21 protein-coding genes are annotated in these 22,827 nt (G+C 69.4%); 8 read left to right on the top strand and 13 right to left on the bottom strand.

The window, feature by feature from the left end; all coding sequences use genetic code 11:
- The first annotated feature begins 1 nt into the window (after position 1).
- The 3 genes from glpK (at position 2) to ASF39_RS05935 (ending at position 3,009) form a co-directional block, all read left to right on the top strand.
- Positions 2 to 1,507 (top strand): glycerol kinase GlpK, encoded by a 1,506-nt coding sequence (gene glpK, locus ASF39_RS05945; protein WP_056281848.1) that lies wholly within the window; start codon positions 2 to 4, stop codon positions 1,505 to 1,507.
- Between the two features lie 123 nt (positions 1,508 to 1,630).
- A complete protein-coding gene (locus tag ASF39_RS05940; protein WP_056281845.1) occupies positions 1,631 to 2,680 on the top strand; it encodes a low specificity L-threonine aldolase in 1,050 nt (349 codons plus the stop codon).
- Positions 2,681 to 2,736: 56 nt separating this feature from the next.
- The gene (locus tag ASF39_RS05935) at positions 2,737 to 3,009 is read left to right on the top strand and encodes a DUF2312 domain-containing protein (protein ID WP_055882168.1); all 273 of its coding nucleotides are present in this window, start codon (positions 2,737 to 2,739) and stop codon (positions 3,007 to 3,009) included.
- 150 nt (positions 3,010 to 3,159) lie between these two features.
- Here ASF39_RS05935 and ASF39_RS05930 read toward each other — a convergent pair whose 3' ends face one another.
- The gene (locus ASF39_RS05930; protein WP_055882172.1) at positions 3,160 to 3,852 is read right to left on the bottom strand and encodes a GntR family transcriptional regulator; all 693 of its coding nucleotides are present in this window, start codon (positions 3,850 to 3,852) and stop codon (positions 3,160 to 3,162) included.
- A gap of 579 nt (positions 3,853 to 4,431) precedes the next feature.
- On the opposite strand from ASF39_RS05930, the gene oxc reads away from it, so the two are divergent.
- From oxc to ASF39_RS05915, 3 genes are all read left to right on the top strand, one after another.
- The gene (gene oxc, locus ASF39_RS05925) at positions 4,432 to 6,135 is read left to right on the top strand and encodes an oxalyl-CoA decarboxylase (RefSeq protein WP_055882415.1); all 1,704 of its coding nucleotides are present in this window, start codon (positions 4,432 to 4,434) and stop codon (positions 6,133 to 6,135) included.
- A gap of 231 nt (positions 6,136 to 6,366) precedes the next feature.
- Positions 6,367 to 7,644: a formyl-CoA transferase gene (frc, locus tag ASF39_RS05920; RefSeq protein WP_055882175.1), complete on the top strand. Its 1,278-nt coding sequence runs from the start codon at positions 6,367 to 6,369 to the stop codon at positions 7,642 to 7,644.
- A gap of 259 nt (positions 7,645 to 7,903) precedes the next feature.
- Positions 7,904 to 8,128, top strand: coding sequence for a DUF2892 domain-containing protein (locus tag ASF39_RS05915; RefSeq protein WP_055882178.1), 225 nt, complete (start codon positions 7,904 to 7,906; stop codon positions 8,126 to 8,128).
- 124 nt (positions 8,129 to 8,252) lie between these two features.
- Here the strand turns inward: ASF39_RS05915 and ASF39_RS05910 are convergent, their stop codons facing one another.
- Complete coding sequence (locus tag ASF39_RS05910) at positions 8,253 to 8,519, bottom strand: GlsB/YeaQ/YmgE family stress response membrane protein (protein WP_055882181.1); 267 nt, start codon at positions 8,517 to 8,519, stop codon at positions 8,253 to 8,255.
- A 245-nt stretch (positions 8,520 to 8,764) separates the two neighbouring features.
- On the opposite strand from ASF39_RS05910, the gene ASF39_RS05905 reads away from it, so the two are divergent.
- Positions 8,765 to 9,127, top strand: coding sequence for a RidA family protein (locus ASF39_RS05905; RefSeq protein ID WP_055882184.1), 363 nt, complete (start codon positions 8,765 to 8,767; stop codon positions 9,125 to 9,127).
- Between the two features lie 11 nt (positions 9,128 to 9,138).
- The gene (locus ASF39_RS05900; RefSeq protein ID WP_244472294.1) at positions 9,139 to 10,224 is read left to right on the top strand and encodes a polyamine ABC transporter substrate-binding protein; all 1,086 of its coding nucleotides are present in this window, start codon (positions 9,139 to 9,141) and stop codon (positions 10,222 to 10,224) included.
- Positions 10,225 to 10,266: 42 nt separating this feature from the next.
- On the opposite strand, the gene puhE is transcribed toward ASF39_RS05900, so the two are convergent.
- The 11 genes from puhE to bchB are packed head-to-tail and all read right to left on the bottom strand — an operon-like array spanning position 10,267 to position 22,826.
- Entirely contained in the window at positions 10,267 to 11,082 is an 816-nt protein-coding gene (puhE, locus tag ASF39_RS05895) for a putative photosynthetic complex assembly protein PuhE (protein ID WP_055882192.1), read from the bottom strand.
- 1 nt (position 11,083) lies between these two features.
- The gene (gene acsF / locus ASF39_RS05890; protein WP_244472293.1) at positions 11,084 to 12,169 is read right to left on the bottom strand and encodes a magnesium-protoporphyrin IX monomethyl ester (oxidative) cyclase; all 1,086 of its coding nucleotides are present in this window, start codon (positions 12,167 to 12,169) and stop codon (positions 11,084 to 11,086) included.
- Between the two features lie 2 nt (positions 12,170 to 12,171).
- Positions 12,172 to 12,477, bottom strand: coding sequence for a hypothetical protein (locus ASF39_RS05885; RefSeq protein ID WP_056281842.1), 306 nt, complete (start codon positions 12,475 to 12,477; stop codon positions 12,172 to 12,174).
- Positions 12,477 to 12,965, bottom strand: a complete 489-nt coding sequence (gene puhC / locus ASF39_RS05880) for a photosynthetic complex assembly protein PuhC (RefSeq protein WP_055882206.1) — start codon at positions 12,963 to 12,965, stop codon at positions 12,477 to 12,479. The genes ASF39_RS05885 and puhC overlap by 1 nt, the downstream gene beginning before the upstream one ends.
- An 11-nt stretch (positions 12,966 to 12,976) precedes the next feature.
- On the bottom strand, positions 12,977 to 13,657 hold the full coding sequence (gene puhB, locus ASF39_RS05875) for a photosynthetic complex putative assembly protein PuhB (RefSeq protein ID WP_056281839.1): 681 nt from the start codon (positions 13,655 to 13,657) through the stop codon (positions 12,977 to 12,979).
- Positions 13,654 to 14,427, bottom strand: coding sequence for a photosynthetic reaction center subunit H (gene puhA, locus ASF39_RS05870; protein ID WP_056281910.1), 774 nt, complete (start codon positions 14,425 to 14,427; stop codon positions 13,654 to 13,656). Before puhA ends, puhB begins: the two co-directional genes overlap by 4 nt.
- 19 nt (positions 14,428 to 14,446) lie before the next feature.
- Positions 14,447 to 15,892, bottom strand: a complete 1,446-nt coding sequence (locus tag ASF39_RS05865) for a BCD family MFS transporter (RefSeq protein ID WP_082494393.1) — start codon at positions 15,890 to 15,892, stop codon at positions 14,447 to 14,449.
- On the bottom strand, positions 15,889 to 16,587 hold the full coding sequence (gene bchM / locus ASF39_RS05860; protein WP_055882211.1) for a magnesium protoporphyrin IX methyltransferase: 699 nt from the start codon (positions 16,585 to 16,587) through the stop codon (positions 15,889 to 15,891). Before bchM ends, ASF39_RS05865 begins: the two co-directional genes overlap by 4 nt.
- 14 nt (positions 16,588 to 16,601) lie before the next feature.
- Complete coding sequence (gene bchL, locus ASF39_RS05855) at positions 16,602 to 17,495, bottom strand: ferredoxin:protochlorophyllide reductase (ATP-dependent) iron-sulfur ATP-binding protein (protein WP_055882215.1); 894 nt, start codon at positions 17,493 to 17,495, stop codon at positions 16,602 to 16,604.
- Positions 17,492 to 21,250, bottom strand: coding sequence for a magnesium chelatase subunit H (locus ASF39_RS05850; protein WP_056281835.1), 3,759 nt, complete (start codon positions 21,248 to 21,250; stop codon positions 17,492 to 17,494). The genes bchL and ASF39_RS05850 overlap by 4 nt, the downstream gene beginning before the upstream one ends.
- Complete coding sequence (gene bchB / locus ASF39_RS05845) at positions 21,225 to 22,826, bottom strand: ferredoxin:protochlorophyllide reductase (ATP-dependent) subunit B (RefSeq protein WP_056281833.1); 1,602 nt, start codon at positions 22,824 to 22,826, stop codon at positions 21,225 to 21,227. The genes ASF39_RS05850 and bchB overlap by 26 nt, the downstream gene beginning before the upstream one ends.
- Position 22,827 lies beyond the last annotated feature (1 nt).

Genomic DNA, 22,827 nt, shown 5'->3' with positions numbered 1-22,827 from the left:
CATGGGCAGCTACGTCGGCGCCATCGACCAGGGCACCACCAGCACGCGCTTCATCGTGTTCGACCGGCGCGGTGACATCGTCGGCTCGGCCCAGCGCGAGCACGAGCAGATCTATCCCAAGCCCGGTCACGTCGAGCACGACCCCCTGGAGATCTGGCGCAACACCCGGATCGTCATGCGCGAGGCCCTGGAGGCGGCCGGGATCGCGCCCACCGACCTCCTTTCCCTCGGCATCACCAACCAGCGCGAGACCACGCTGGTCTGGGACCGCCGCACCGGCCGGCCGCTCCACAACGCCCTGGTCTGGCAGGACACCCGCGTCGACGGCCTCGTCGCCCGCTTCGCGCAAGCCGGCGGGAAAGACCGCTTCCGCGCCGTCACCGGCCTACCCCTGGCGAGCTACTTTTCGGGCCTGAAGCTCGCCTGGCTGCTGGATGCGGTGCCGGGCACGCGGGAGCGGGCGCAGGCGGGGGACGTCCTGTTCGGCACCATCGACACCTGGCTGGTCTGGAACCTCACCGGCGGAGCCGAGGGCGGCCTCCACCTCACCGACGTCACCAACGCCAGCCGCACGCAACTGATGGCGCTGGACACCCTCGACTGGGACCCCGGCATGCTCGCCGCATTCGACGTTCCGCGCGCGATGCTGCCGGCCATCGTCTCGTCCAGCGCGGTCTACGGCGAGACCCGCACGCCCTTTACCGGCGTCCCCATCGCCGGCATCCTCGGCGACCAGCAGGCGGCCTTGTTCGGGCAGACCTGCTTTGCCGCCGGCGAAGCCAAGAACACCTACGGCACCGGCTGCTTCGTGCTCATGAACACCGGGGCCCAGCCGGTGGCTTCCACCTGCGGCCTCGTCACCACGGTGGGGTACAGGCTCGGCGACCGGCCCGCGGTCTATGCCCTGGAGGGCTCCATCGCCATCGCCGGCGCCCTGGTGCAATGGCTGCGCGACAACCTCGGGATCATCGGCCACAGCGACGAGATCGAGCCCCTGGCCCGCACCGTCGCCGACAACGGCGACGTCTACATCGTACCCGCCTTCTCCGGCCTCTACGCGCCGCATTGGCGCGAGAGCGCGCGCGGCGTCATCGCCGGGCTCACGCGCTACGCCAACAAGGGCCACATCGCCCGCGCCGCGCTGGAGGCGACCGCCTACCAGACCCGCGAGGTGCTGGAGGCGATGGCGCAGGATTCCGGGATCGGCATCAGCGAGTTGCGCACCGACGGCGGCATGGTGAGGAACGACCTCCTCATGCAGTTCCAGGCCGACATCCTGAACGTGCCGGTGGTGCGCCCCAAGGTCGTGGAGACCACGGCATTGGGCGCGGCCTACGCCGCCGGCCTCGCCACCGGCTACTGGAACGGCACCGACGACCTCGTCGCCAACTGGGGCGTCGACCGCCGCTGGCACCCGTCCATGGACGAGAGCCTGCGCACGACGCTTGTCAGCGGCTGGACCAAGGCGGTGGAACGCTCCTTCGACTGGACGACGCCGGGCGCGTGAGCGAAGCCAAAATCCGCATTGCGAAGCAATCGAACGGATTTTGTATGAGGTCCGGCCCGCGCTGTGCGAGACGCGGCCGTTGCACTACCTCGCCGGCACCACCCTCGCTTGACGGACCCCGCGATGACCGACGCCCCGCAGCAATTCGCCAGCGACAATTATTCCGGCGTCTGCCCCGAGGCCTGGGCGGCGATGGCCGAGGCCAATGCCGGCTACGCCCCGGCCTACGGCGACGACGATTGGACGGCGCGGGCCGCCAGCGCCTTCCGGGCGCTGTTCGAGACGGAATGCGAGATGTTCCTCGCCTTCAACGGCACCGCCGCGAACTCGCTGGCCCTGGCCTCGCTCTGCCAGTCCTATCACAGCGTGATCTGTGCCGATTCCGCCCATGTCGAGACCGACGAGTGTGGCGCGCCGGAGTTCTTCTCCAACGGCTCGAAGCTGCTCACCGCCCCGTGCGTCGACGGCAAGCTGACGCCGGCCGCGATCCGGACGCTGGCGACGCGGCGCCAGGACATCCACTTCCCCAAACCCCGCGTCGTCACCATCACCCAGCCCACCGAGACGGGGCAGGTCTATACGCCCGCAGAAATCGCGGCGATCGCCGCCGTGTGCCGGGAGCTGTCCTTGAGCCTGCACATGGACGGGGCGCGCTTCTCCAACGCCTGCGCCAGCCTGGGGTGCGCACCGGCCGACATCACCTGGAAGGCCGGCGTCGACGTCCTGTGCTTCGGGGGCACCAAGAACGGCCTGCCCGCCGGCGAGGCGATCCTGTTCTTCGATCCCGCGCAGGCCGAGGATTTCGGCTATCGCTGCAAGCAGGCCGGCCAGCTCGCCTCGAAGATGCGCTACCTCTCCGCCCCCTGGGTCGGGCTCCTGCAGGGCGGCACCTGGCTGCGCAACGCCGCCCACGCCAACGCCTGCGCCCGCCGTTTCGCGCAGGGATTGGCGGGCCTGCCCGGCCTCGCACCCTTGTTTCCGGTGGAGGCCAACGCCGTCTTCCTCGCCCTGCCCGAGGCCGTCGCCGAGGCCCTGCGCGGCAGGGGCTGGCGCTTCTACACCTTCATCGGCGGGGCGGCCCGGTTCATGTTCTCCTGGGACGCCGACCCGGCCCGGATCGACCACCTCGTCGCCGACCTGCGCGCCCTCGTGCCGGCGGCCGGCCATCCTTAACCTCCCGCTTACCCGATTGATCGAGGTTGCCGCTCCTCAGGCATCAGGGAGTCACCATGTCCGACACGGTAGGGATCGCGGGCGATCGCATTCGGTCGATCATCGAGCGCATCGAGCAGCTCGACGAGGAGATCAAGGGGCTCATGGAGGGCAAGAAGGAGGTGTTCGCCGAGGCCAAGGGCGAAGGCCTCGACGTCAAGATCCTCAAGGAGATCCTCAAGCTGCGCAAGCTCGACCAGGACGAGCGCGACGAGCACGAGACCCTGCTCGACGTCTACCTGCGTGCGATGGACGCCCCCTCCCCCGCCCCGATCGCGCAGGCCGCGTGAGGGACGGACGACAGACGACGAGGGGCTGACCGCGACGGTCCGGTGCGGCGCCCGCGCGATGGCGCGTCGTCCCGACCTCCTCCCGGGGGCAGGGACGACGCGCCTCCCGGGATCGTGAGGCTCCCAAGGACCGTCGGAGGGGCGCGCCGATCAGGCGAGATAGTCGCCGTATTGTTCGACGTGACGCGCCAGGCCGAGGCCGTGTTCGCGCACCAGGCGCTCGGCGAGGTCGGCGTCCCGGGCCTCGAGGGCGTCGATGATCTTGACGTGCTCCTTGATGGAGTCGGCCGCCCGGTCGCCCTGGCGCAGGGCGGTGTTGCGGATGCCGCGGACGTGCATCAGCAGGTTGCTGGTGATGTCCTCGATCACCTCGCATTGGCCGAGCGCGATGATCGTCTGGTGGAAGCGCATGTTGGCCTCCGAGTACTCGTAGAGGTGGTCCGACGGCTGGCCCTCGAAGAACTCGGGAAACTGGTGGCGCAGGCTGTGCAGCTTTTCGTCGGAAGCCCGCTCGCAGGCCAGTCGCGCCGCCATGCTCTCCAGGGCCGACCAGGCCTGGATCATGCTCACGATCTCCCGCTTGGTCTTCTTGATGACGAACACGCCGCGGCGCGCCTCGAACCGCACGAACCCTTCCTGTTCGAGCACCGTGAGCGCCTCGCGCACCGGCGTGCGGCTCACGCCGAGGTCCAGGGACAGCTTTCGCTCGTCGAGGCGGACCTCCTCGCGCTGCCCGTAAATATTCATGTTCGTGATCGCTTCCTTCAGGGAAGCATAGGCGAGGGCGCGCAGGCTCGAAGTCGCAGCGATGGACTTGACTCGAAAGGTGTCCGACGTCGTCATTTTTTCACCAGATACGAAGCTACACGACGCTCGGCACGGAACGCGTTTGGTGCCACGCATGCCAAATTCGGTCTTAAAACACAAGAAAACCGACCGATGATCGCCCGGCCGATACCCAGCTCATCGCTCGATGTCCTCGCATGGCGAACACAGCGGCACCGCCATCGTCGCCCGGATCTGCATCGCCGGTCCCGCCAGGCCGTCATCGGGCCGCCTCCCCCGTTTTCCCCGAAACCCGCCGCTTGAGGCCAACCGACGCAGGTTTGACACCTGGTATTTGGTATGCCACCATTCTGAAACTGGCAAATCGAAAAGCGCACACGAGTCGGGCCACCCGTCCTCGTTGCAGGCTCGAAGCGGTCCCGCGCCTTCAGCGCAGGCCCCACCAGTGCCCGACCGATGCGGGACGTCACGCCGTCGGACACGATCAAGAAACGGCGCCGCACTCAAACGATGCGCCACGACCCGGAGGGAACGATCATGGATAGAAGCACGGTCACCGACAACGGTCTTTCCGCGTCCGACGTCACCACGAGCACGTCGCCCGACAACCCGACGACCCCCGCCAACGGCCCCGTCATGACGCCGGAGCCCGAGCTGACCGATGGCTTCCACCTCGTCATCGACGCGCTCAAGCTCAACGACATCACCACCATCTACGGCGTGCCCGGCATCCCGATCACCGACCTCGGCCGCCTCGCGCAGGCCGCCGGCATGCGCGTCATCTCCTTTCGCCACGAGCAGCACGCCGGCAATGCCGCGGCCATCGCCGGCTACCTCACCAAGAAGCCGGGCATCTGCCTGACCGTCTCGGCGCCGGGCTTCCTCAACGGCCTCACCGCTCTGGCGAACGCCACCACCAACTGCTTCCCGATGATCCTGATCTCGGGCTCCTCCGAGCGCGAGATCGTCGACCTGCAGCAGGGTGACTACGAGGAGATGGACCAGCTCGCCATCGCCAAGCCCCTGTGCAAGGCCGCCTTCCGCGTGCTGCATGCGGCCGACATCGGCATCGCCGTGGCGCGGGCCATCCGCGCCGCCGTCTCGGGCCGTCCGGGCGGCGTCTACCTCGACCTGCCGGCCAAGCTGTTCAGCCAGGTGATGGAGGCCGAGGCCGGCGCGAAGTCGCTGGTCAAGGTGATCGACGCGGCGCCGGCGCAGCTGCCCGCCCCCTCCGCCATCGCCCGCGCCCTCGACGTGCTCAAGAGCGCCAAGCGGCCGCTGATCGTGCTCGGCAAGGGCGCCGCCTACGCCCAGGCCGACGAGGCGATCCGCACGCTGGTCGAGACCAGCGGCATCCCCTACGTGCCCATGAGCATGGCCAAGGGCCTGTTGCCCGACACCCACGCCCAGTCGGCCGGCGCCGCCCGCTCCCTCGTCCTCAAGGACGCCGACGTGGTCCTGCTGATCGGCGCCCGCCTCAACTGGCTTCTGTCGCACGGCAAGGGCAAGACCTGGGGTGCGCCCGGCTCGAAGAAGTTCATTCAGATCGACATCGAGCCCAAGGAGATGGACTCGAACGTCGAGATCGTCGCCCCGGTCGTCGGCGACATCGAGTCCTGCGTCGAGGCCCTCCTCAAGGGCATGGGCAAGGACTGGGCGGCACCGCCCGCGGCCTGGACCGATGCGATCACCGCCAAGAAGGAGGAGAACCTCTCCAAGATGGCGGGCAAGCTGCGCAAGAACGCGGCGCCCATGGACTTCCACGGCGCGCTCGGGGCCCTGCGCACCGTCATCAAGGAGCGGCCGGACGCGATCCTCGTGAACGAGGGCGCCAACACCCTCGATCTCGCCCGCGGCATCATCGACATGTACCAGCCGCGCAAGCGCCTCGACGTCGGCACCTGGGGCATCATGGGCATCGGCATGGGCTTTGCTGTCGCCGCGGCCGTGGAGACCGGCAAGCCGGTGCTGGCGGTGGAGGGCGACTCGGCCTTCGGCTTCTCCGGCATGGAGGTGGAGACCATCTGCCGCTACGACCTGCCGGTCTGCATCGTGGTGTTCAACAACAACGGCATCTACCGCGGCACCGACACCGACCCGACCGGTCGCGATCCGGCCACGACGGTGTTCGTCAAGGACTCCCGCTACGACAAGATGATGGAAGCCTTCGGCGGCGTCGGCGTCAACGTCACCACGCCCGACGAGCTGCTCCGGGCCGTGAACACGGCGATGGATTCCGGCAAGCCGACCCTCATCAACGCGGTAATCGACCCCCAGGCCGGCACCGAGAGCGGCAACATCGGCAGCCTCAACCCGCAGAGCGTGGTGAAGAAGAAGTAGGGGCACGAAGGGGTCGGATGTCCCATGGCATCCGACCACCCCGCGTCCTCATCCTGAGGTGTCCGCCCCGGCGGGCCTCGAGGGAGACCTCCGGACATCACCGCGCGAACGGGCGGGCTCCTTCGAGGCCTCCGCTTCGCTCCGGCGCCTCAGGATGAGGAAACCGGCTGGGGTCGGCCTTCGGGGCCGTTCCCGGTCCTGCGCCGACCGCTATCCATCTGGGAGCGTCCCATGAGCAAGGCTCTCGACGGCGTGAAGATCCTCGACTTCACGCATGTGCAATCCGGCCCGACCTGCACCCAGCTTCTGGCCTGGTTCGGGGCCGACGTCATCAAGGTCGAGCGGCCGGGCATCGGCGATGCGACCCGTGAGCAGCTGCAGGACATCCCCGACGTGGACAGCCTGTATTTCACGATGCTCAACCACAACAAGCGCTCGATCACCCTCGACACCAAGACGCCCACCGGCATCGAGGTGATGTGGCGCCTCGTGAAGGAATGCGACGTCCTCGTCGAGAATTTCGCGCCCGGCGCCCTCGACCGCATGGGGCTGACCTGGGAGGCGATCCAGGCGGCCAACCCGCGCATGATCCTCGCCTCGGTGAAGGGGTTCGGGCCGGGGGCCTACGAGGACTGCAAGGTCTACGAGAACGTCGCCCAATGCGTCGGCGGCGCCGCCTCGACCACCGGTTTCCGCACCGGCCTGCCGATGGTGAGCGGCGCGCAGATCGGCGATTCCGGCACCGGGCTGCATCTGGCGCTGGGCATCGTCACCGCCCTGTTCCACCGCACCCATTCGGGCCTCGGCCAGCGGGTCGATTGCGCGATGCAGGACAGCGTCCTCAACCTCTGCCGGGTCAAGCTGCGCGACCAGCAGCGCCTCGAGCGCGGCCCCTTGCGCGAATACAGCCAGTTCGGCGAGGGCATCCCGTTCGGGGATTCGGTGCCGCGGGCCGGCAACGACTCCGGCGGCGGCCAGCCCGGGCGCATCCTCAAGTGCAAGGGCTGGGAGACCGACCCGAACGCCTACCTCTATTTCATCACGCAGGGGCCGGTCTGGGCCAAGATCTGCGACGTCATCGGCGAGCCGACCTGGAAGACCCATCCGGACTACGCCACGCCCAAGGCACGGCTGCCGCACCTCAACGAGATCTTCACCCGCATCGAGGCCTGGACGATGTCCAAGACCAAGTTCGAGGCGATGGAGGTCCTCAACGAGCTCCATATCCCGTGCGGACCCATCCTTTCGATGAAGGAGATCGCCGAGGACGAGGCGCTTCGGGCCTCGGGCACCCTGGTGGAGGTGGATCACCCCACCCGCGGGCCGTATCTGACGGTGGGCAACCCCATCAAGCTGTCGGCGAGCCCGTGCGAGGTGACTCGCTCGCCGCTCCTGGGCGAGCACACGGCCGAGATCCTGCGCGACGTCCTCGGCTATTCCGACGGCGAATGCGCGGCCATTGCCCGATCCGGTGCCACCGGGGCGGTTCCCGGCCTCGCCGCGGAGTAGCCCGCCCCCTTCACTGTCTTTCCCTTTCCCGGTCGCGGTCATGGCGATCCGGGTTCCTCCCCTCCCACCTTGCGCGGCTTCGACCAACGTCGGGGCCGCGCACTTTTTTTGGCCGAGACCGGTACGCCGTCCGGACGGCACGCTCGGGAGTTGCGATCGACCCCGACGGCGCCCGTAGGGTCGCAGACTATCGCTTCGTTCGGAACGCGGCCGCGCTTGCGGCGTTCGCCCCGCGATCCCTCGAAAACGGAGATACCCCATGGCCAACGACATGATCCCCGACATCTTCAACGGCGAGCGCAACCTCACCACCACCGAGCGGGCCGTGTCCGTCGTGCTCGGCCTGGGCATCGCCGCCGCCGCGGCGCAGCCCCGCCCGAACAAGTGGTTGAGCCTGGCGGCCCTGATCGTCGGCGCGGGCCTCGCCATGCGCGGCGCCACCGGTCACTGCGCCATCAAGTCGGTGACCCGGCAGGCCGCCTGACCCCCACCACCATGGAGCGGGCCGGACCACGACGTCCGGCCCGGACACGAAAAAGGGGTGCCGCGAGGCACCCCTTTTTCGTCGGGCGGCGCGCTGGGTGCGCGCCGCGATGGTTCAGCCGTTATCAGTACGTGGTGGTGGTGCGGCGGCTGGCGATGAAGCCGTAGATGGCCAGCACCACGATGGCGCCGACGATGGCGCCGATGAAGCCTGCACCCTGGTTGGGGCCGTACCAGCCCACGGCTTGGCCGATGAAGGTGGCCACGAAGGCGCCGACGATGCCGAGGATGGTGGTCATGATGAAGCCCGACGGCTCGTTGGGGCCGGGCATGATGAACTTGGCGATGATACCGGCGATGAAGCCGATGATGATGGTGCCGATGATACCCATGGTGCGATCCTCGTAGCCGCGGTCGAAGCGACTTGGCCATTCCGTGCAGAGCAAACGCCGCACCCCTGGAACGGTTGCGCGGTCGCCCTCGACTTTGTCGCACCGCCATACGATCGCCGCCTGCGATCTGCCAGTGCGATTCGCCCATGACGAACCGCCCCTTTACGCCGGCGCCCTTCGCGCGGCACAAACGCGGCCGTGGAGCGGCGCGCGACGGGCGGGCCGCGATGAACGGGACCCGACGGATGACGGCGATCACGCGTTTCGAATCAGGCCCCCGGATGTCCCAGGCGGTCACCCACGGCGACCTCGTCTTCCTCGCCGGCCAGACCGCGGCCGAGCCGGAGGGGACCGGCGTCACCGAACAGACCGCCCAGATCCTGGGCCAGATCGACCGCCTGCTGGCGCTGGCCGGCAGCGACAAGGGTCGCATCCTCTCGGCGACGGTCTACCTTTCCGACATCGCCACCTTCGCGCAGATGAACGAGGCCTGGGAGGCCTGGGTCGACCGCGGCAACCCGCCGGCCCGGGCCACCGTCGAGGCCAGGCTGTGCGAGGCGCATTACCTCGTCGAGATCGTCGTCGTCGCCGCGCGGGCCGCCCGGTGAAGCGCCGGGCCCTGCTCGCGGCGTTCGCCCTCGCCCTGTGCGGGGCCGGCCCGGCCGCCGCGCAGGCGCCCGAGCGCGTCGTCACGATCTACAACTGGTCGGACTACATCGACCCCGTGATGCTGGAGGCCTTCACCAAGGAGACCGGCATCAAGGTCGTCTACGACACCTACGACAACAACGAGATCCTGGAGACCAAGCTGCTCGCCGGCAAATCCGGCTACGACGTGGTGGTGCCCTCCGGGCCGTTCCTGCAGCGGCTGATCAGGGCGGGGGTGTTCCAGCCCCTCGACAAGGGCAAGCTCCCCAACCTCAAGAACGCCTGGCCGGAGATCGCGCAGCGCCTGTCCGTCTACGATCCGGGCAACCTCCATGCCGTCGACTACATGTGGGGCACCACCGGCATCGGCGTGAACGTGACGGCGGTGCGCGAGCGCCTCGGGGCGAGCCAGCCGCTCAACACCTGGAGCCTCGTGCTCAACCCCGCCCTGCTCGCCAAGCTGAAGGACTGCGGGGTGATGATGCTCGATTCCCCCGAGGACCTGATCCCGAGCATGCTGCCGGCCTATGGCCTCAAGCCCGACAGCAAGCGCTGGGACGACATCACCCAGGTCACCGACGCCCTCTACAAGGTGCGCGGCTCGGTGCGGAAATTCCACTCCTCGGAATACATCAACGGGCTGGCCAACGGCGATATCTGCCTCGCGGTCGGCTACTCCGGCGACGTCATGCAGGCCAGGAAGCGCGCCGAGGAAGCCAAGAACGGCGTCGAGATCGCCTATCTTGTCCCCAAGGAAGGCGCCCTGATGTGGTTCGACGCCTTCGCCATTCCCAAGGACGCGCCGCACCCGGCGGAGGCCTATGCCTTCCTCGACTACATGCTGCGACCCGAGGTGGCCGCCGCCAACGCGAACTTCGTCTCCTACGCCAGCGGCAACCTCGCGGCGAAATCCTTCGTGAAGCCCGAGATCCTGGCCAATCCCGGCATCTACCCGGACGAGGCGACCATGGCCCGGCTGTTCACCAACACGGCCTGGGACGACCGCACGCAACGTTTCGTGACGCGGGCCTGGACGCGGGTGCGCACGGGGCGGTGACCGGGCGGGCGGCGCCGCTGCCGCCCTCCGGGTTGCGCGATCCTAATGGATATCGCCCGAGGCCGCGGGCCCGGCCTCGGCGCCGTCGAGCGCCGATCCCTTGGCCCCCGACAGGCTCCAGTTCCACAGGGCCGCCGCAGGCAGAGGCAGCATCAGGAACCAATGCTCCAGGGTGGCGAGCGCCATCATGGTGGTGAGGATCGTGAGGCCGACCACCTCGTGAGGGAGAGCCGCACCGTCGAAGGCCGCCATGCCGAGCATCACCGTGAGCGCCGTCCCGAGGCTCACGGAGACGGGAAACAGCAGGTTCATCGGCTTGTTGGTGAGGAAGCACGACAGGTAGCTCAGGTGGGCGGGCAGGAACTCCGCGTTGAGGTTGCGCACGCCCAGGAACATGTTGAGGCGGGCCGAGAGGTTCATCCCCCACAGGATCAGGTAGGTCCACAGGGCGAACCGGTTGGGCTCGTCCCAGGTCATGGCGAGGATGGCGAGCGCGCCGGCCACGATCGCCGCCTCGTGCCACAGGCTGGTGGCGGCCGCGGCCCGGAAGCGGGCGAAGCCCCGCGTGCCGGGCGCGCAGCCGGTGGTGCGCGGGCCGGAGATGAAGCCCATGTAGTAGCTCATCTCCTGCCAGCCCCAGACCAGCAGCGCGCCGGTGAAGGCGGTGTAGACCCCCGCCTCGCTGGCGTCACCGGCGCTGGTGCCGATCGCGAAGAGCGCGCCGGCGAGCACCAGGGTGCCCGCCGCCATGCTCCACCCATGGGTATGCCGCGGCCGCAGGTCGAGGAACAGGATCACGCCGGTGGAGAACCACCACACCACGATCGCGTAGAGGGCGGGGACGGCATAGGCGGCCATGCTACCAGACCGGCTCGAGCCGGATCTCGGCCGGCATCGGGTTGTCGATGGTCGGCAGGGCGTAGAGTCGGGCGAAGTTGACCGCCGAGGCCGCGATCCAGGCCCCGTGCTTGAGCTTGCCGATCAGGCCGCCTTGAGCCTTCGCGTCCGCGATCCCGTTCGAACAGGTCAGGAGCCGATCAAGCGCCTGCTTGAACTTCGGGTTGTCGAGGTCGAGGGTGAGCGGGAAGGTCTGCTTGGAGATCTCCGAGGTGATGCGGAACACCTGGAAGTCGTACTCGGTCGGATCGACCCCGAGCGCCTTGTGGAAATGCGGGCGGCAATGGTCGCGCACGTACATCGTGGCAAAGACCGCGAGCAGGAAGAACTTAATCCAGTAGCGGTTGAGCCCGGTCGTCAGCTTCGGGTTGGCGCGCATGAGCAGGGCGAAGGCCTCGCCGTGGCGGAACTCGTCGTTGCACCACTTCTCGAACCACTTGAAGATCGGGTGGAAGCGCTTCTCCGGGTTCTTCTCGAGTTCGCGGAAGATGGTGATGTAGCGGGCGTAGCCGATCTTCTCGGAGAGGTAGGTGGCGTAGAAGATGAACTTCGGCCGGAAGAAGGTGTACTTCTTCGACTTGGTCAGGAACCCGAGGTCGACGCCGATCCCGAAGTCCTTGAGCACGTCGTTGATGAAGCCGGCATGGCGCGCCTCGTCGCGGCTCATGAGGCCGAACAATTCGCGGATGTCGGGATTCTTGGCGCGCTTGCGCATCTCGGCGTAGAGCACGCAGCCCGAGAACTCGGCGGTGATCGACGAGACCAGGAAGTCCATGAACTCCTTGCGCAGGTCCGGATCGAGGCCCGACATGTCGATGTCGAACTCCTCGTTGCGGACGAAGTGGCGCTTGTTCGGGTCGGCCTTCAGCTCCGCGATGAGGATGTCCCACTGCCGGCGCACCGGCTCCACGTCGGTGCGGTCGAGCTCGACGAAGTCCGTGGTGTAGAAGCGCGGGCTGAGGAAGGTCGTCTCCTGCGCCGCCTTGGTGCCCTCGTTGAGGGGGTACTTCGGCTGATGGCCCTTGGGAGCCTGATGCTGGATCGACACGTTCACAGGCGCCTCCTCTCGGAAAAGCTGACTTCGTAGAGTTCGGTGAGTTCGAAATTGCCGGCGAGCTTGGTCCAGAGCCGTTCGACCGGTCCGGCCCGCGTCACGGTGGCCGTGCGGTGGACCACGATGCGTTCGCCGTAGGGCACCGAGGTCGGCGAATCGTGGACCTGGACCTCGTCGCCCGGCTCGATCTCGAAGGCGGCGTCGAGGACGACGTGCGCGTGGAGGCTCTCGGGCGTCTGCTCGATCTCGACGGTGCAGGGCACCTCGACGACCCGGCGTCCCCAGGTCTTTGCCCAGCCCATCATCGCACCACCCCGGCGCCGGCCTCGAGGGCCGGCATCAGCCGGGCGAAGGCCTGGGCGTTGGCGGGGCCGAAGGCACCGAGGTTGACCTTGCGGCCTGTCTGCTCGTCCTCGAGCTGGAGGCTGCCGTCGTCGAAGCGCGTGAGCCGGAACGGCTGGTCGCGGGTGAGCCCGCTGCGCAGGCGGGACTGCCCGAAGCCGCGCAGCGTCGCGCGGATGAAATTGTCCTGGCCCGGTTCCACCGTGAAGATCAGATCGCCGGTGCGGTCGTCGCGGATGGTGATCGATCCGTCCGTCTGGTCGTCGGCCCGGATCTCCACCGTCTTGAGCATCTGCGCCGGGGGCATCTCGGTGATGCCGATCCGCTCCTCGCGGCCGATCATCACCGCGAGCATGGCAAAGCCCAGGAGGCCCGCCGCCCCCGTCAGGATCAGGCCCGGAACCGGCCCTCCCCCCTTCGTCCCTGACTTTGCCGTCGTGTCGGACATCGTCCTGCTCCCTAGCTCGCGGCGGCGAGGCGCGGGGGACGCGGGGCACTGCGGGGCCGCGCGACGATCACCGGGCTTGCCGATTCTTCTCGTTGTGGTTCCAGCGTGGCGGCGATGGCGCGGGCCAGGATGCTGGCCACCTCCCCCGCGTCGGGGACGGACCGCATCATCGGCTCGGGCCGGCTGACATGCCAGGGCCGTGCGTGCGGCCAGAGATGAAGGTAAGCGACACGGTTGCCGGAACGCAACAGGATCGGCAGGTCCCCGGTGCCGTCGCGGAAGCGGCGCAAGCCCGCATCCTCGATCAGCGCGAAGGGCAGGTTCAGGGTCATCGGCAGGGCGACACCGTAGCGCATGACGAGGCGCCGGTTGGTGATCGTGTAGGTGGTGCTGCGCGCGGTTAGCCAGCCGATCAGGGCGAGCAGTCCGATGGCGCCCGCCCCGAGGGCCAGGGTCGGTCCGACGGCTACGGCCGCCTCGACGAACCGGCCCTCGGCCAGTAGCGGCACGCCGGCCCAGAGGGTCAATCCGGAAAACCAGGCCGCCACGAGGCCGACGTGGAGCGTCCGGAAGGCGATCCCGGCGGCGCGGGGGCGGCCCTGCCAGAGAACGTGTTCCCCGGCAGGCAGGGGGGCGGGCAGGCCCGGAGGGGCGTCGAAGGCGTTGGGGGGAAGGCTGACGGATTCGCTCACAGGATGGCCTCCTGGCGCTGGGGGGTGGCGTAGAGGGTGCCCGCGCCGAAGAAGGCCATGATCCGCTCCTCCTCGTAGAGGGTGACCGAATCGGCGTCCTTGGTGCCGGGGATGTCGACGAACTGCGACGCGAGGAGGGCCTCGGTCTGGACGACGCCGGAGAACAGGCCGAGCTTGCAGAAGGCGCTGGGCATCAGCACCCGGCGTCCGCCCCCGGCGAGTTCGACCTCGTAGTAGCGGATCATCGACTCGCCGCGGTCGACCCAGAGGTCGCTGACGGTGCCGGCGACCTTTCGGTCGGCGCCGACCACGTCGCGGCCGATCGGGTTCGGGCCGGCCTCGTGCACCACGAAGTGATCGGCCACCCGCAGCGGGACGATGCGCTTCTCGCCGTCCCAGGTGCGGTCGTGATGATCGTCGCGGTCGACGTAGGAACCGGGGCCGATGGCGTCGTGGAGGCCGTCGGTGTCGGGCTCCAGGGGCGCGCCGGGCCAGATCTCGTGCTTGTGGCCGCGGTAGTTCCAGGCGTTGGGGCCGCCCGTCTGCGGCGCGCTCTTGGTCTCGCCGTTCGACAGGTGGAAGAACTTGGGCGTGGGGATCAGGATCGGGTCGGGGCTGGGCCGGCCGGCCATCGCCTCGGACTCGAGGGGGTAGCCCTCGCGGCGGTCTTCCCGGCGCAGGTAGAAGACCAGCCCCGCGAAGAAGATCCAGAATGCGTACAATACGACCTGCGCCACGTCGACGTAGCCGGTGATCTCACCTCTTGGCATCGGACTTCCTCCCCGGTCTTCAGTGTGTTGGATGGGTGTGGATGGTGGCCGGCAGGGCGAGCCCGCCGGACCGGCGCGAGGTCGTGTCCCGCACCAGCGGGCCGATCGCGACGAGGGTCGCGAACAGGAGCGCGATCTCGAGGTGGTAGACGACGAGATAGCCGGTGGCGGGATCGTTCAGGGTCTCGCCCAGGGCCCCCGACTCGGCGAGATGCGAGGCGACGTCGCGCAGGATGCCGCTCGCCGCGATGGCCACGCCGGCGGCGCTCGCCTGGACCGCTCCCCAGGCGCCGAGCGCCAGGCCGGTGTCCTCCGGGCCGGCCTTGGCCATGGAGGCCGTCAGCGTGCCGTGGGCGAACAGCCCGCCGCCCAACCCGATCAGCAGGACGCCGGTGGCGAAGAGCTGGGCCGACCCCAATGGCGCGGCGAACACCACCGCCGAGAAGGCGAGGATCCCCACCACCGTGCCCGAGGCGGCGACCCGGAAGGCGTCGCCGCCCCGGTTGAGCCAGCGCGCGGCGAGGAAGAGGCCGATGCCGCCGCCCGCCGCCAGCATCGCCGTCAGCGCGGTGGTGGTGGCCACCGGCAGGCGCAGGATCTGGCCGCCGTAGGGTTCGAGCAGGATGTCCTGCATCGAGAAGGCGGCGGTGCCCAGGCCGGTGGCCACGAGGCGCCGGCGGGCGAGCCCGCTGCCGGCATAGGTCGCCCAGGAGTCCGAGAACGACGGGCGCGGGGCCGAGCGGTCGGTGCGGCCGGGCTGGCGGGCCTCCTGCTTCCACAGGGCGATGCCGTTGAGCACGATGGTGACCACGGCGGTGCCCTGGATCACCTGGATCAGCCTCAGGGGCGAGAAGTTGGCGAGCGCCAGGCCGAAGACGACGGCACTCACCACCATGCCGACCAGCAGCATGGCGCAGAGGAGCGCCACCACCCGGGGCCGGGCGTGGGCCGGGGCGAGGTCGGTGGCCAGCGCCAGGCCCACGGTCTGGGTGGTGTGGAGGCCGGCGCCCACCATGACGAAGGCGAGGGCTGCCGCCACATGGCCGGGCCAGGCCGGCCCGGTGGTGTCGCCCGACAGGATCAGGAGGGCGAAGGGCATGATGGCGAGGCCGCCGAACTGCAGCAGCGTGCCGAACCAGATGTAGGGGACGCGGCGCCAGCCGAGCACCGAGCGGTGGGTGTCGGAGCGGAAGCCCACCAGGGCCCGCAGCGGGGCGAAGACCAGCGGCAGCGACAGCATCACGGCCACGATCCAGGCCGGCACCGCGAGTTCGACGATCATCACCCGGTTGAGGGTGCCGATGAGCAGCACGGCGGCCATGCCGACGGTGACCTGGAACAGCGACAGCCGCAGGAGCCGACCCAGCGGCAGCTCCGGCGTCGCCGCGTCGGCGAAGGGCATGAACGGCATGATGCCGGGCCCCAGCCGCATCAGCGCCCGCGTGGTGAGGCCGCCGATCTTCATCGCGCCAGCTCGATGGCGTTCGACAGGTAGAAGCCGCTGTTGACCCGCTTGGTCCGCTTCACGGCAAAGCCCTGGAGCACCGCCTCCTTGGCGATCCGCCTGCGCAGGGCGCCCTCGGTGATCGGCACGATCGCGGGCGCCCGGTCGCCGCGCGGGAACAGCCGCCCGGCCGTCCACATCAGGGTGAGCAGCGCCGTGCGCGGGGCCACCGTGAACACCACCGACCCGTCGGTGCGAAGCCCGAGTTCGGCCAGCGCCCGGGTGATGTCGGCGGCGTTGTAATGGATCAGGCTGTCCATCGCGACGACGTGGTCGAAGCGCCCGAGCCAGGGGTCGAGCATGTCGCCGACCCGGAAGTCGATGCGCTCGCCGCCCAGGATCTCGGCGCTGCGCTCGCGGGCGAGGCCCACGAGGGTCGGCGAGACGTCGATGGCCACCACCTCGGCCCCGCGCCGGGCCGCCTCGACGCTGAGCGCGCCGGTGCCGCAGCCCGCGTCCAGCACGCGCTTGCCGGTGAGGTCCTCGGGCAGCCACGACAGCAGGTTGGCCCGCATGGCGTCGCGCCCGGCCCGCACCGTGGCGCGGATCTTCGAGACCGGGGCGTCGGTGGTGAGCCGGGCCCAGGCGTCGACCGCGGTGCGGTCGAAGTAGGTGGTCAGCTGCGAGCGGCGCTCGGCGTAGGATGCGCTGGTCATCGGCCCGTCTCCCCCTAGTCGAAGCCAAGGAATTCGAAGAGGTCGCGGTCCTTCATCGGCATCGCCGAGAGGGGCTTGCCGCCGGCCCAGAGGTGGGCGGCCAGGCGCATGTACTCGTCGGTGACCGCGATGAGCTCGGGCGTCGGCTCCATCTCGAACAGGGTCGACTTCTTGAGGCGCGAGCGCCGGACCACGTCGAGGTCGGGGAAGTGGGCGATGCGCTCGAGGCCCACCGCGGCGTTGAAGCGGTCGATCTCGTCGGTCTTGGCCGAGCGGTTGGCGATGACGCCGCCCAGGCGCACGGGGTAGTTCTTCGACTTCGAATGGATGGCGGCCACGATCCGGTTCATGGCGAAGATCGAGTCGAAGTCGTTGGCGGTGACGATCAGCGCCTGGTCGGCGTGCTGGAGCGGCGAGGCGAAGCCGCCGCAGACCACGTCGCCGAGCACGTCGAAGATGACGACGTCGGTGTCCTCGAGGAGGTGATGCTCCTTGAGGAGCTTGACGGTCTGGCCGACGACGTAGCCGCCGCAGCCGGTGCCGGCCGGAGGCCCGCCGGCTTCCACGCACATGACGCCGTTGTAGCCCTCGGCCACGAAGTCCTCGATCCGCAACTCCTCGGAGTGGAAGCCGACCGCCTCGAGGGCGTCGATCACCGTCGGGGCGAGGCGCTTGGTGAGCGTGAAGGTCGAATCGTGCTTGGGGTCGCAACCGATCTGAAGGACGCGCTTGCCGAGCTTGGAGAAGGCCACCGACAGGTTCGACGAGGTCGTCGACTTGCCGATGCCGCCCTTGCCGTACACCGCGAAGACCTTGGCGGTGCCGATCTTCAGGGTCGGGTCGAGTTCGACCTGGACGCTGCCCTCGGGCTGACGCGAGACGACGGGGTTCCTGATGGCGATGTTCATGCTGCGACCCCAGTGGTGATGCCTTCGAGACGGTCTTCCAGTTCCTCCTCGGCGCGGTCGAGCGCGTCGCGCGTCTCCGCGTCGGGGGTCCAGAAGCCGCGCCGGTGCGCTTCGATCAGGCGTTGGGCCACCTTGGCCGACGCCGTCGGGTTCAGAGCGGCCATGCGTTCGCGCATGGCCGGGTCGAGGACGAAGACCGAGGTGATCTCCTTGTAGACCCAGGGTTCGACCTGGGAGGTCGTGGCCGACCAGCCAACGGTGTTGGTGAGGTGGGTCTCGATCTGGCGCACGCCCTCGTAGCCGTGGGCGAGCATGCCCTCGTACCACTTCGGGTTGAGGATGCGGGTGCGGGTCTCGATGGCGACCTGCTCGGAGAGGGAGCGGACGCAACCCTCGCCGCGGGTCTGGTCGCCGATGTAGACCGGGGCCTCGATGCCGCCCTTGGCCTGCTTGACCGCCCGGCTGATGCCGCCGAGCGTATCGAAGTAGTGGTCGACGGTGGTGACGCCGAGCTCCACCGAATCGAGGTTCTGGTAGGCGAGGTCGACGTCGGCGAGCACGCTCTTGAGGAGGGCGGCGTGCTGCACGGCGCGGCCGTCGCGGCCGTAGGCGAAGCCCTTGCGGCGGGCATAGGTGTCGGCGAGTTCGTCCTCGTCCTCCCAGCGGCCGTTCTCCACGAGGTGGTTGACGTTGGAGCCGTAGGCGCCCTCGGCGTTGCCGAAGACCCGGAGGGACGCCGTCTCCATGTCGCCGCCGTGGACGCGCTGGTATGCGAGGGCGTGCAGGCGGACGAAGTTCTGCTCCACCGGCTCGTCGGCGGTGGCCGCCAGGAGGCAGGCCTCGGCCAGGAGCTTGATCTGGAGGGGGAGCAGGTCGCGAAAGATGCCCGACAGGGTGACGACCACGTCGATGCGCGGACGGCCGAGCTCGGCCAGCGGGATCAGTTCGGCCCCCGTGAGCCGGCCGTAGCCGTCGAAGCGCGGCCGCGTGCCCAGCAGCGCCAGCACCTGCCCGATCGGGCCGCCCTCGTTCTTGAGGTTGTCGGTGCCCCACAGGACGATGGCGACGGTCTTGGGGAGCGGCAGCCCGTCCGCCTTGTGCCGGTCGAGGATGCGCTGGGCCTGGATGGCCCCGTCCTTGACCGCGAAGGCGCTCGGGATGCGGAAGGGATCGAAGCCGTGGAGGTTGCGCCCCGTCGGCAGGATCGAGGGCGTGCGCAGGAGGTCGCCGCCGGGGGCCGGGCGGATGAAGCGGGCGTCGAGCGCCCGCAGGATGGCGGGGACCTCGCTGTCGCCGGTGAGCAGGCGGTTCGTGGCCGCGAGTTCCCGCAGGATCGGCAGGTCGGTGGCCACCGGCACCGTGCCGGAGGCCGAGAGCGCCGCCTCCGGCGTGGCGCCGCCGACGAGGGCTGAGACCGACGCCCGGTCGAGCCTGGTCCCATGGGCCGAATCGGCCATGGCCAGCAGCATGTCGATGCGCTCGTCGACGGAGAGGGCCTCGCCGACCACGTGCAGGCCGTGCGGGATCAGGGTGTATTCCAGGTCGAGGATCTCGGCGCCGATGCGGGCGATCTCGGCCCCGGCGCGGGTTCCCCAGGCCGGCTCCGCCTGGGCCAGGTCGACCAGTGCCGCCTGGGCCTGGATCAGCACCGCGATGTCCTCGCGCTCCGCCTGTGCCTCCGGCTCGGTGCCGCGCCAGCGTTCGATGGCGCCCTTCACGTCGAGGAGACCGCGATAGAGCCCGGCATGGGCGATCGGGGGGGTGAGGTAGCTGATCAGGGTGGCCGAGGACCGGCGCTTGGCGATGGTGCCCTCGGACGGGTTGTTGGCCGCGTAGAGGTAGAGGTTGGGCATGTCGCCGATCAGGCGGTCCGGCCAGTCGGTGGCCGAGAGGCCGCTCTGGCGGCCGGGCATGAATTCGAGCGCCCCGTGCGTCCCGAAGTGCAGGAGGGCGTGGGCTTTGAAGTCGTCGCGCAGCCAGCGGTAGAAGGCCGAGAAGGCGTGGGTGGGGGCGAACCCCTTCTCGAACAGGAGCCGCATCGGGTCGCCCTCGTAGCCGAAGGCGGGCTGGATGCCGACGAAGACGTTCCCGAACTCGGCCCCGAGCACGAAGATCGACGATCCGTCCGACTGCTGCTTGCCCGGCGCGGGCCCCCATTGCGCCTCGATCTCGGCCAGGTGCCGCTCGCGCCGCACGTGGGTGTCCACCGAGATGCGGGTGTGGACGTTGGCCATGGCGCCGAAGCGCGCCGCATTGCCGATCACCACCCGCTCGCGCAGGTCGTCGACGCTCTCGGGCACCTCCACCGCGTAGCCGGCCGCCTTCATGGCGGCCAGCGTGCGAAACAGCGATTCGAACACCGAGAGATAGGCGGCCGTGCCGGTGTTGCCGGCGTTGGGCGGGAAGTTGAAGATCACGATGCCGACCTTGCGCTCGGCCCGCTCGCTGCGGCGCAGGCGCACCAGCCGGTCGACGCGGGCGGCGAGCATGCCGGCGCGCTCGACGCAGGAATGCATGTCGCGGTCGTCCTCGCCCGAGGGGAAGACGCAGGCGACGTGACAGCCCTTGCAGGCCGCGCCCGACTTGTCGGAGCGGCCGCCGAACAGCATCGAGCCGGTGGCGCCGTCGAGTTCGGGGATCGCGACCATGATGGTCGTCTCCACCGGCAGGAGGCCACGCTCCGAGGCGCCCCATTGCTCCAGGGTCTGCAGCTCGGCCGGGTAGGCGGCGACGTAGGGCACGTCGACCGCGGCCAGGATCTCCTCCGCCGCGCGGGCGTCGTTGTAGGCCGGGCCGCCCACCAGCGAGAAGCCGGTGAGCGAGACCATCGCGTCGATGGTGGCGACGCCGTCCTTGAGGAAGTACCGCTCGATGGCCGGTCGCGAATCGAGGCCGCTGGCGAAGGCGGTGATGACGCGAAGGCCACGCGCCTCCAGGGCGGCGATGACGCCGTCGTAATGGGCGGCGTTGCCCGCCAGCATGTAGGAGCGCAGGCCGAGCACGCCGACGGTGCCGCGGCTGCCGGCGGACGGAAGGTCGTCGAGGGATTCCGACATCCGGCCGGGGAGGCGCGGATGGTAGACGCCGACCTCCGGGTAGGTGATGGGGGCCGCGGCCTTCAGCCGGCCGCGCAGGACCTTGCGCTCGCCGCTCGCATAGCGGTCCACCAGGGCGCGGATCATGTTGAGGACGTTCTCGTCCGAGCCGGCCAGCCAGTACTGCAGGGTGAGGAAGTAGGCGCGCACGTCCTGGGCGGTGCCGGGGATGAAGCGCAGGATCTTGGGCAGGCGCTTGAGCATCTTCATCTGCTCGGCGCCGGCGCTGGCGCTGCGCTCCTTGGGCGCGCCGCGCAGGCGCTTGAGCAGGCCCATGGCGCCGCCGCTCTTGGAGCCGTCCATCGAGAAGGCGCCGACCCGGGTGAGCTTGGTCACCTCGCTGGCGCTCATCATGCACAGCATCGCGTCGCAGTGGTCGCGGCGGGCGCGCAGGTCGGCGATGATCGGCTGGAAGTGATCCTCCATGAACAGCATCGCGCAGATCACGATGTCGCCCGCGGCGATGTCGGCGCGGCAGCGTGCCAGCTTTTCGGGATGGTCCCCGAACTCGGTGGCCGCGTGCAGGACCAGGGTGAGGCCGGGGATGTCGCGCTGCAGGTCGCGGCGCGCCCGGTCGACGGCGCTCGCGAGGTGGGTGTCCATCGTCACGATGACGATGCGCACCGGAGTGGGCTCAGCGACCGAAATGCGCTTTTGCATCGTACAACGTCTCGACGGTGATGAGGGGGAGCGCCTGCTCGCGGGCGAAACGCTCGGTGTTCGCGCGGGCCTTGCCCCGCACGAAGAACGGGATCTTCTTCAGTTCCTTCTCGGCGGCGGCGTCCCACAGGGAGACGACGACGGTGTCCTTGGCGGTCGGTTGGGATGGTGGCGGCGCGGGTTGGGCGAGGGCGGCCTGGGCCGCCTCGGGGACCGGTGCGGGGCTCGGCCCGCCGTGGCGGGTGTGGTGCGAGGGGGCCGCGCCGTCGTGGAACTCGGGATCCTCGCGGAACATCCCGAGCAGGTGCTCTTCCAGTCCCATCATCAGGGGGTGGACGAGGGTGTCGAACAGGACGTTGGCGCCCTCGAAGCCCATCTGCGGCGAATGCCGGGCGGGGAAATCCTGCACGTGGATCGGGGCCGAGATCACGGCGCAGGGCAGTCCCAGGCGCTTGGCGATGTGGCGCTCCATCTGGGTTCCGAGCACCATCTCGGGCTGGGCCGCCTGGATGGCGGCCTCCACGTCGAGGTAGTCGTCGGTGATCGTCGCCTCGATGCCGTGGACCTCGGCCTCGGCCCGGACCTCGCGGGCGAACTCGCGGGCATAGGTGCCGAGCCCCACGACCCTGAAGCCGAGCTCCGTGGCCGCCACCCGCGCCATCGCCACCGCATGGGTGGCGTCGCCGAAGATGAAGACGCGCTTGCCGGTGAGGTAGGTCGAATCGACCGAGCGCGAGTACCAGGGCAGGCGCGAGGGCGCGCCGGCCAGCACCGGCGAGGGATCGATCCCCGTGAGCGCGGCGATCTCCTCGACGAAGCGGATGGTGGCCGCGACGCCGATCGGCACCGTCTCGACCATCGGCTGGCCGAAGGTCTTCTGGAGGTATTGCGCGGCGACCCTGGCCACCTCGGGGTAGAGCACGACGTTGAAGTCGGCCGCCCCGAGGCGCCCGAGGTCGGACGGGCTGGCGCCCATCGGGGCCACCACGTTGACGTCGATGCCGAGCCGGTCGAGCAGGCTCCTGATCTCGATGAGGTCGTCGCGGTGGCGGAAGCCCAGGGCGGTGGGGCCGAGGATGTTACAAAGGGGGCGCCGACCGTCTGCGCTCGCGCGTGCGGTCCCGGCGGCGGGCGGCGGTCCAGACAGCGCCCGCACCAGACGGTAGAAGGTCTCCGAGGCGCCCCAGTTCTCTTTCTTCTGATAGGCCGGCAGGTCCAGCGGGATCACCGGGATCGGCAGGGCCAGGGCCTTGGCCAACCCGCCCGGATCGTCCTGGATGAGCTCGGCGGTGCAGGAGGCGCCGACGATCATCGCCTCGGGCTTGAAGCGCTCGTAGGCGGCGGCCACCGCGTCCTTGAAGATCGCGGCGGTGTCCGAGCCGAGGTCGCGGGCCTGGAAGGTGGTGTAGGTGACCGGCGGGCGGGCATCGCGCCGCTCGATCATCGTGAAGAGCAGGTCGGCATAGGTGTCGCCCTGGGGGGCGTGCAGCACGTAGTGCAGGCCGCGCATGGCGGTGGCCACGCGCATGGCGCCGATGTGGGGCGGTCCCTCGTAGGTCCAGACGGTGAGCTGCATG

The organism is Methylobacterium sp. Leaf108 (genome assembly GCF_001423265.1).
GTDB lineage: Bacteria > Pseudomonadota > Alphaproteobacteria > Rhizobiales > Beijerinckiaceae > Methylobacterium.
Note: the sequence above shows the minus strand (reverse complement) of the source record. Positions and strands in the feature narration are given on the sequence as shown.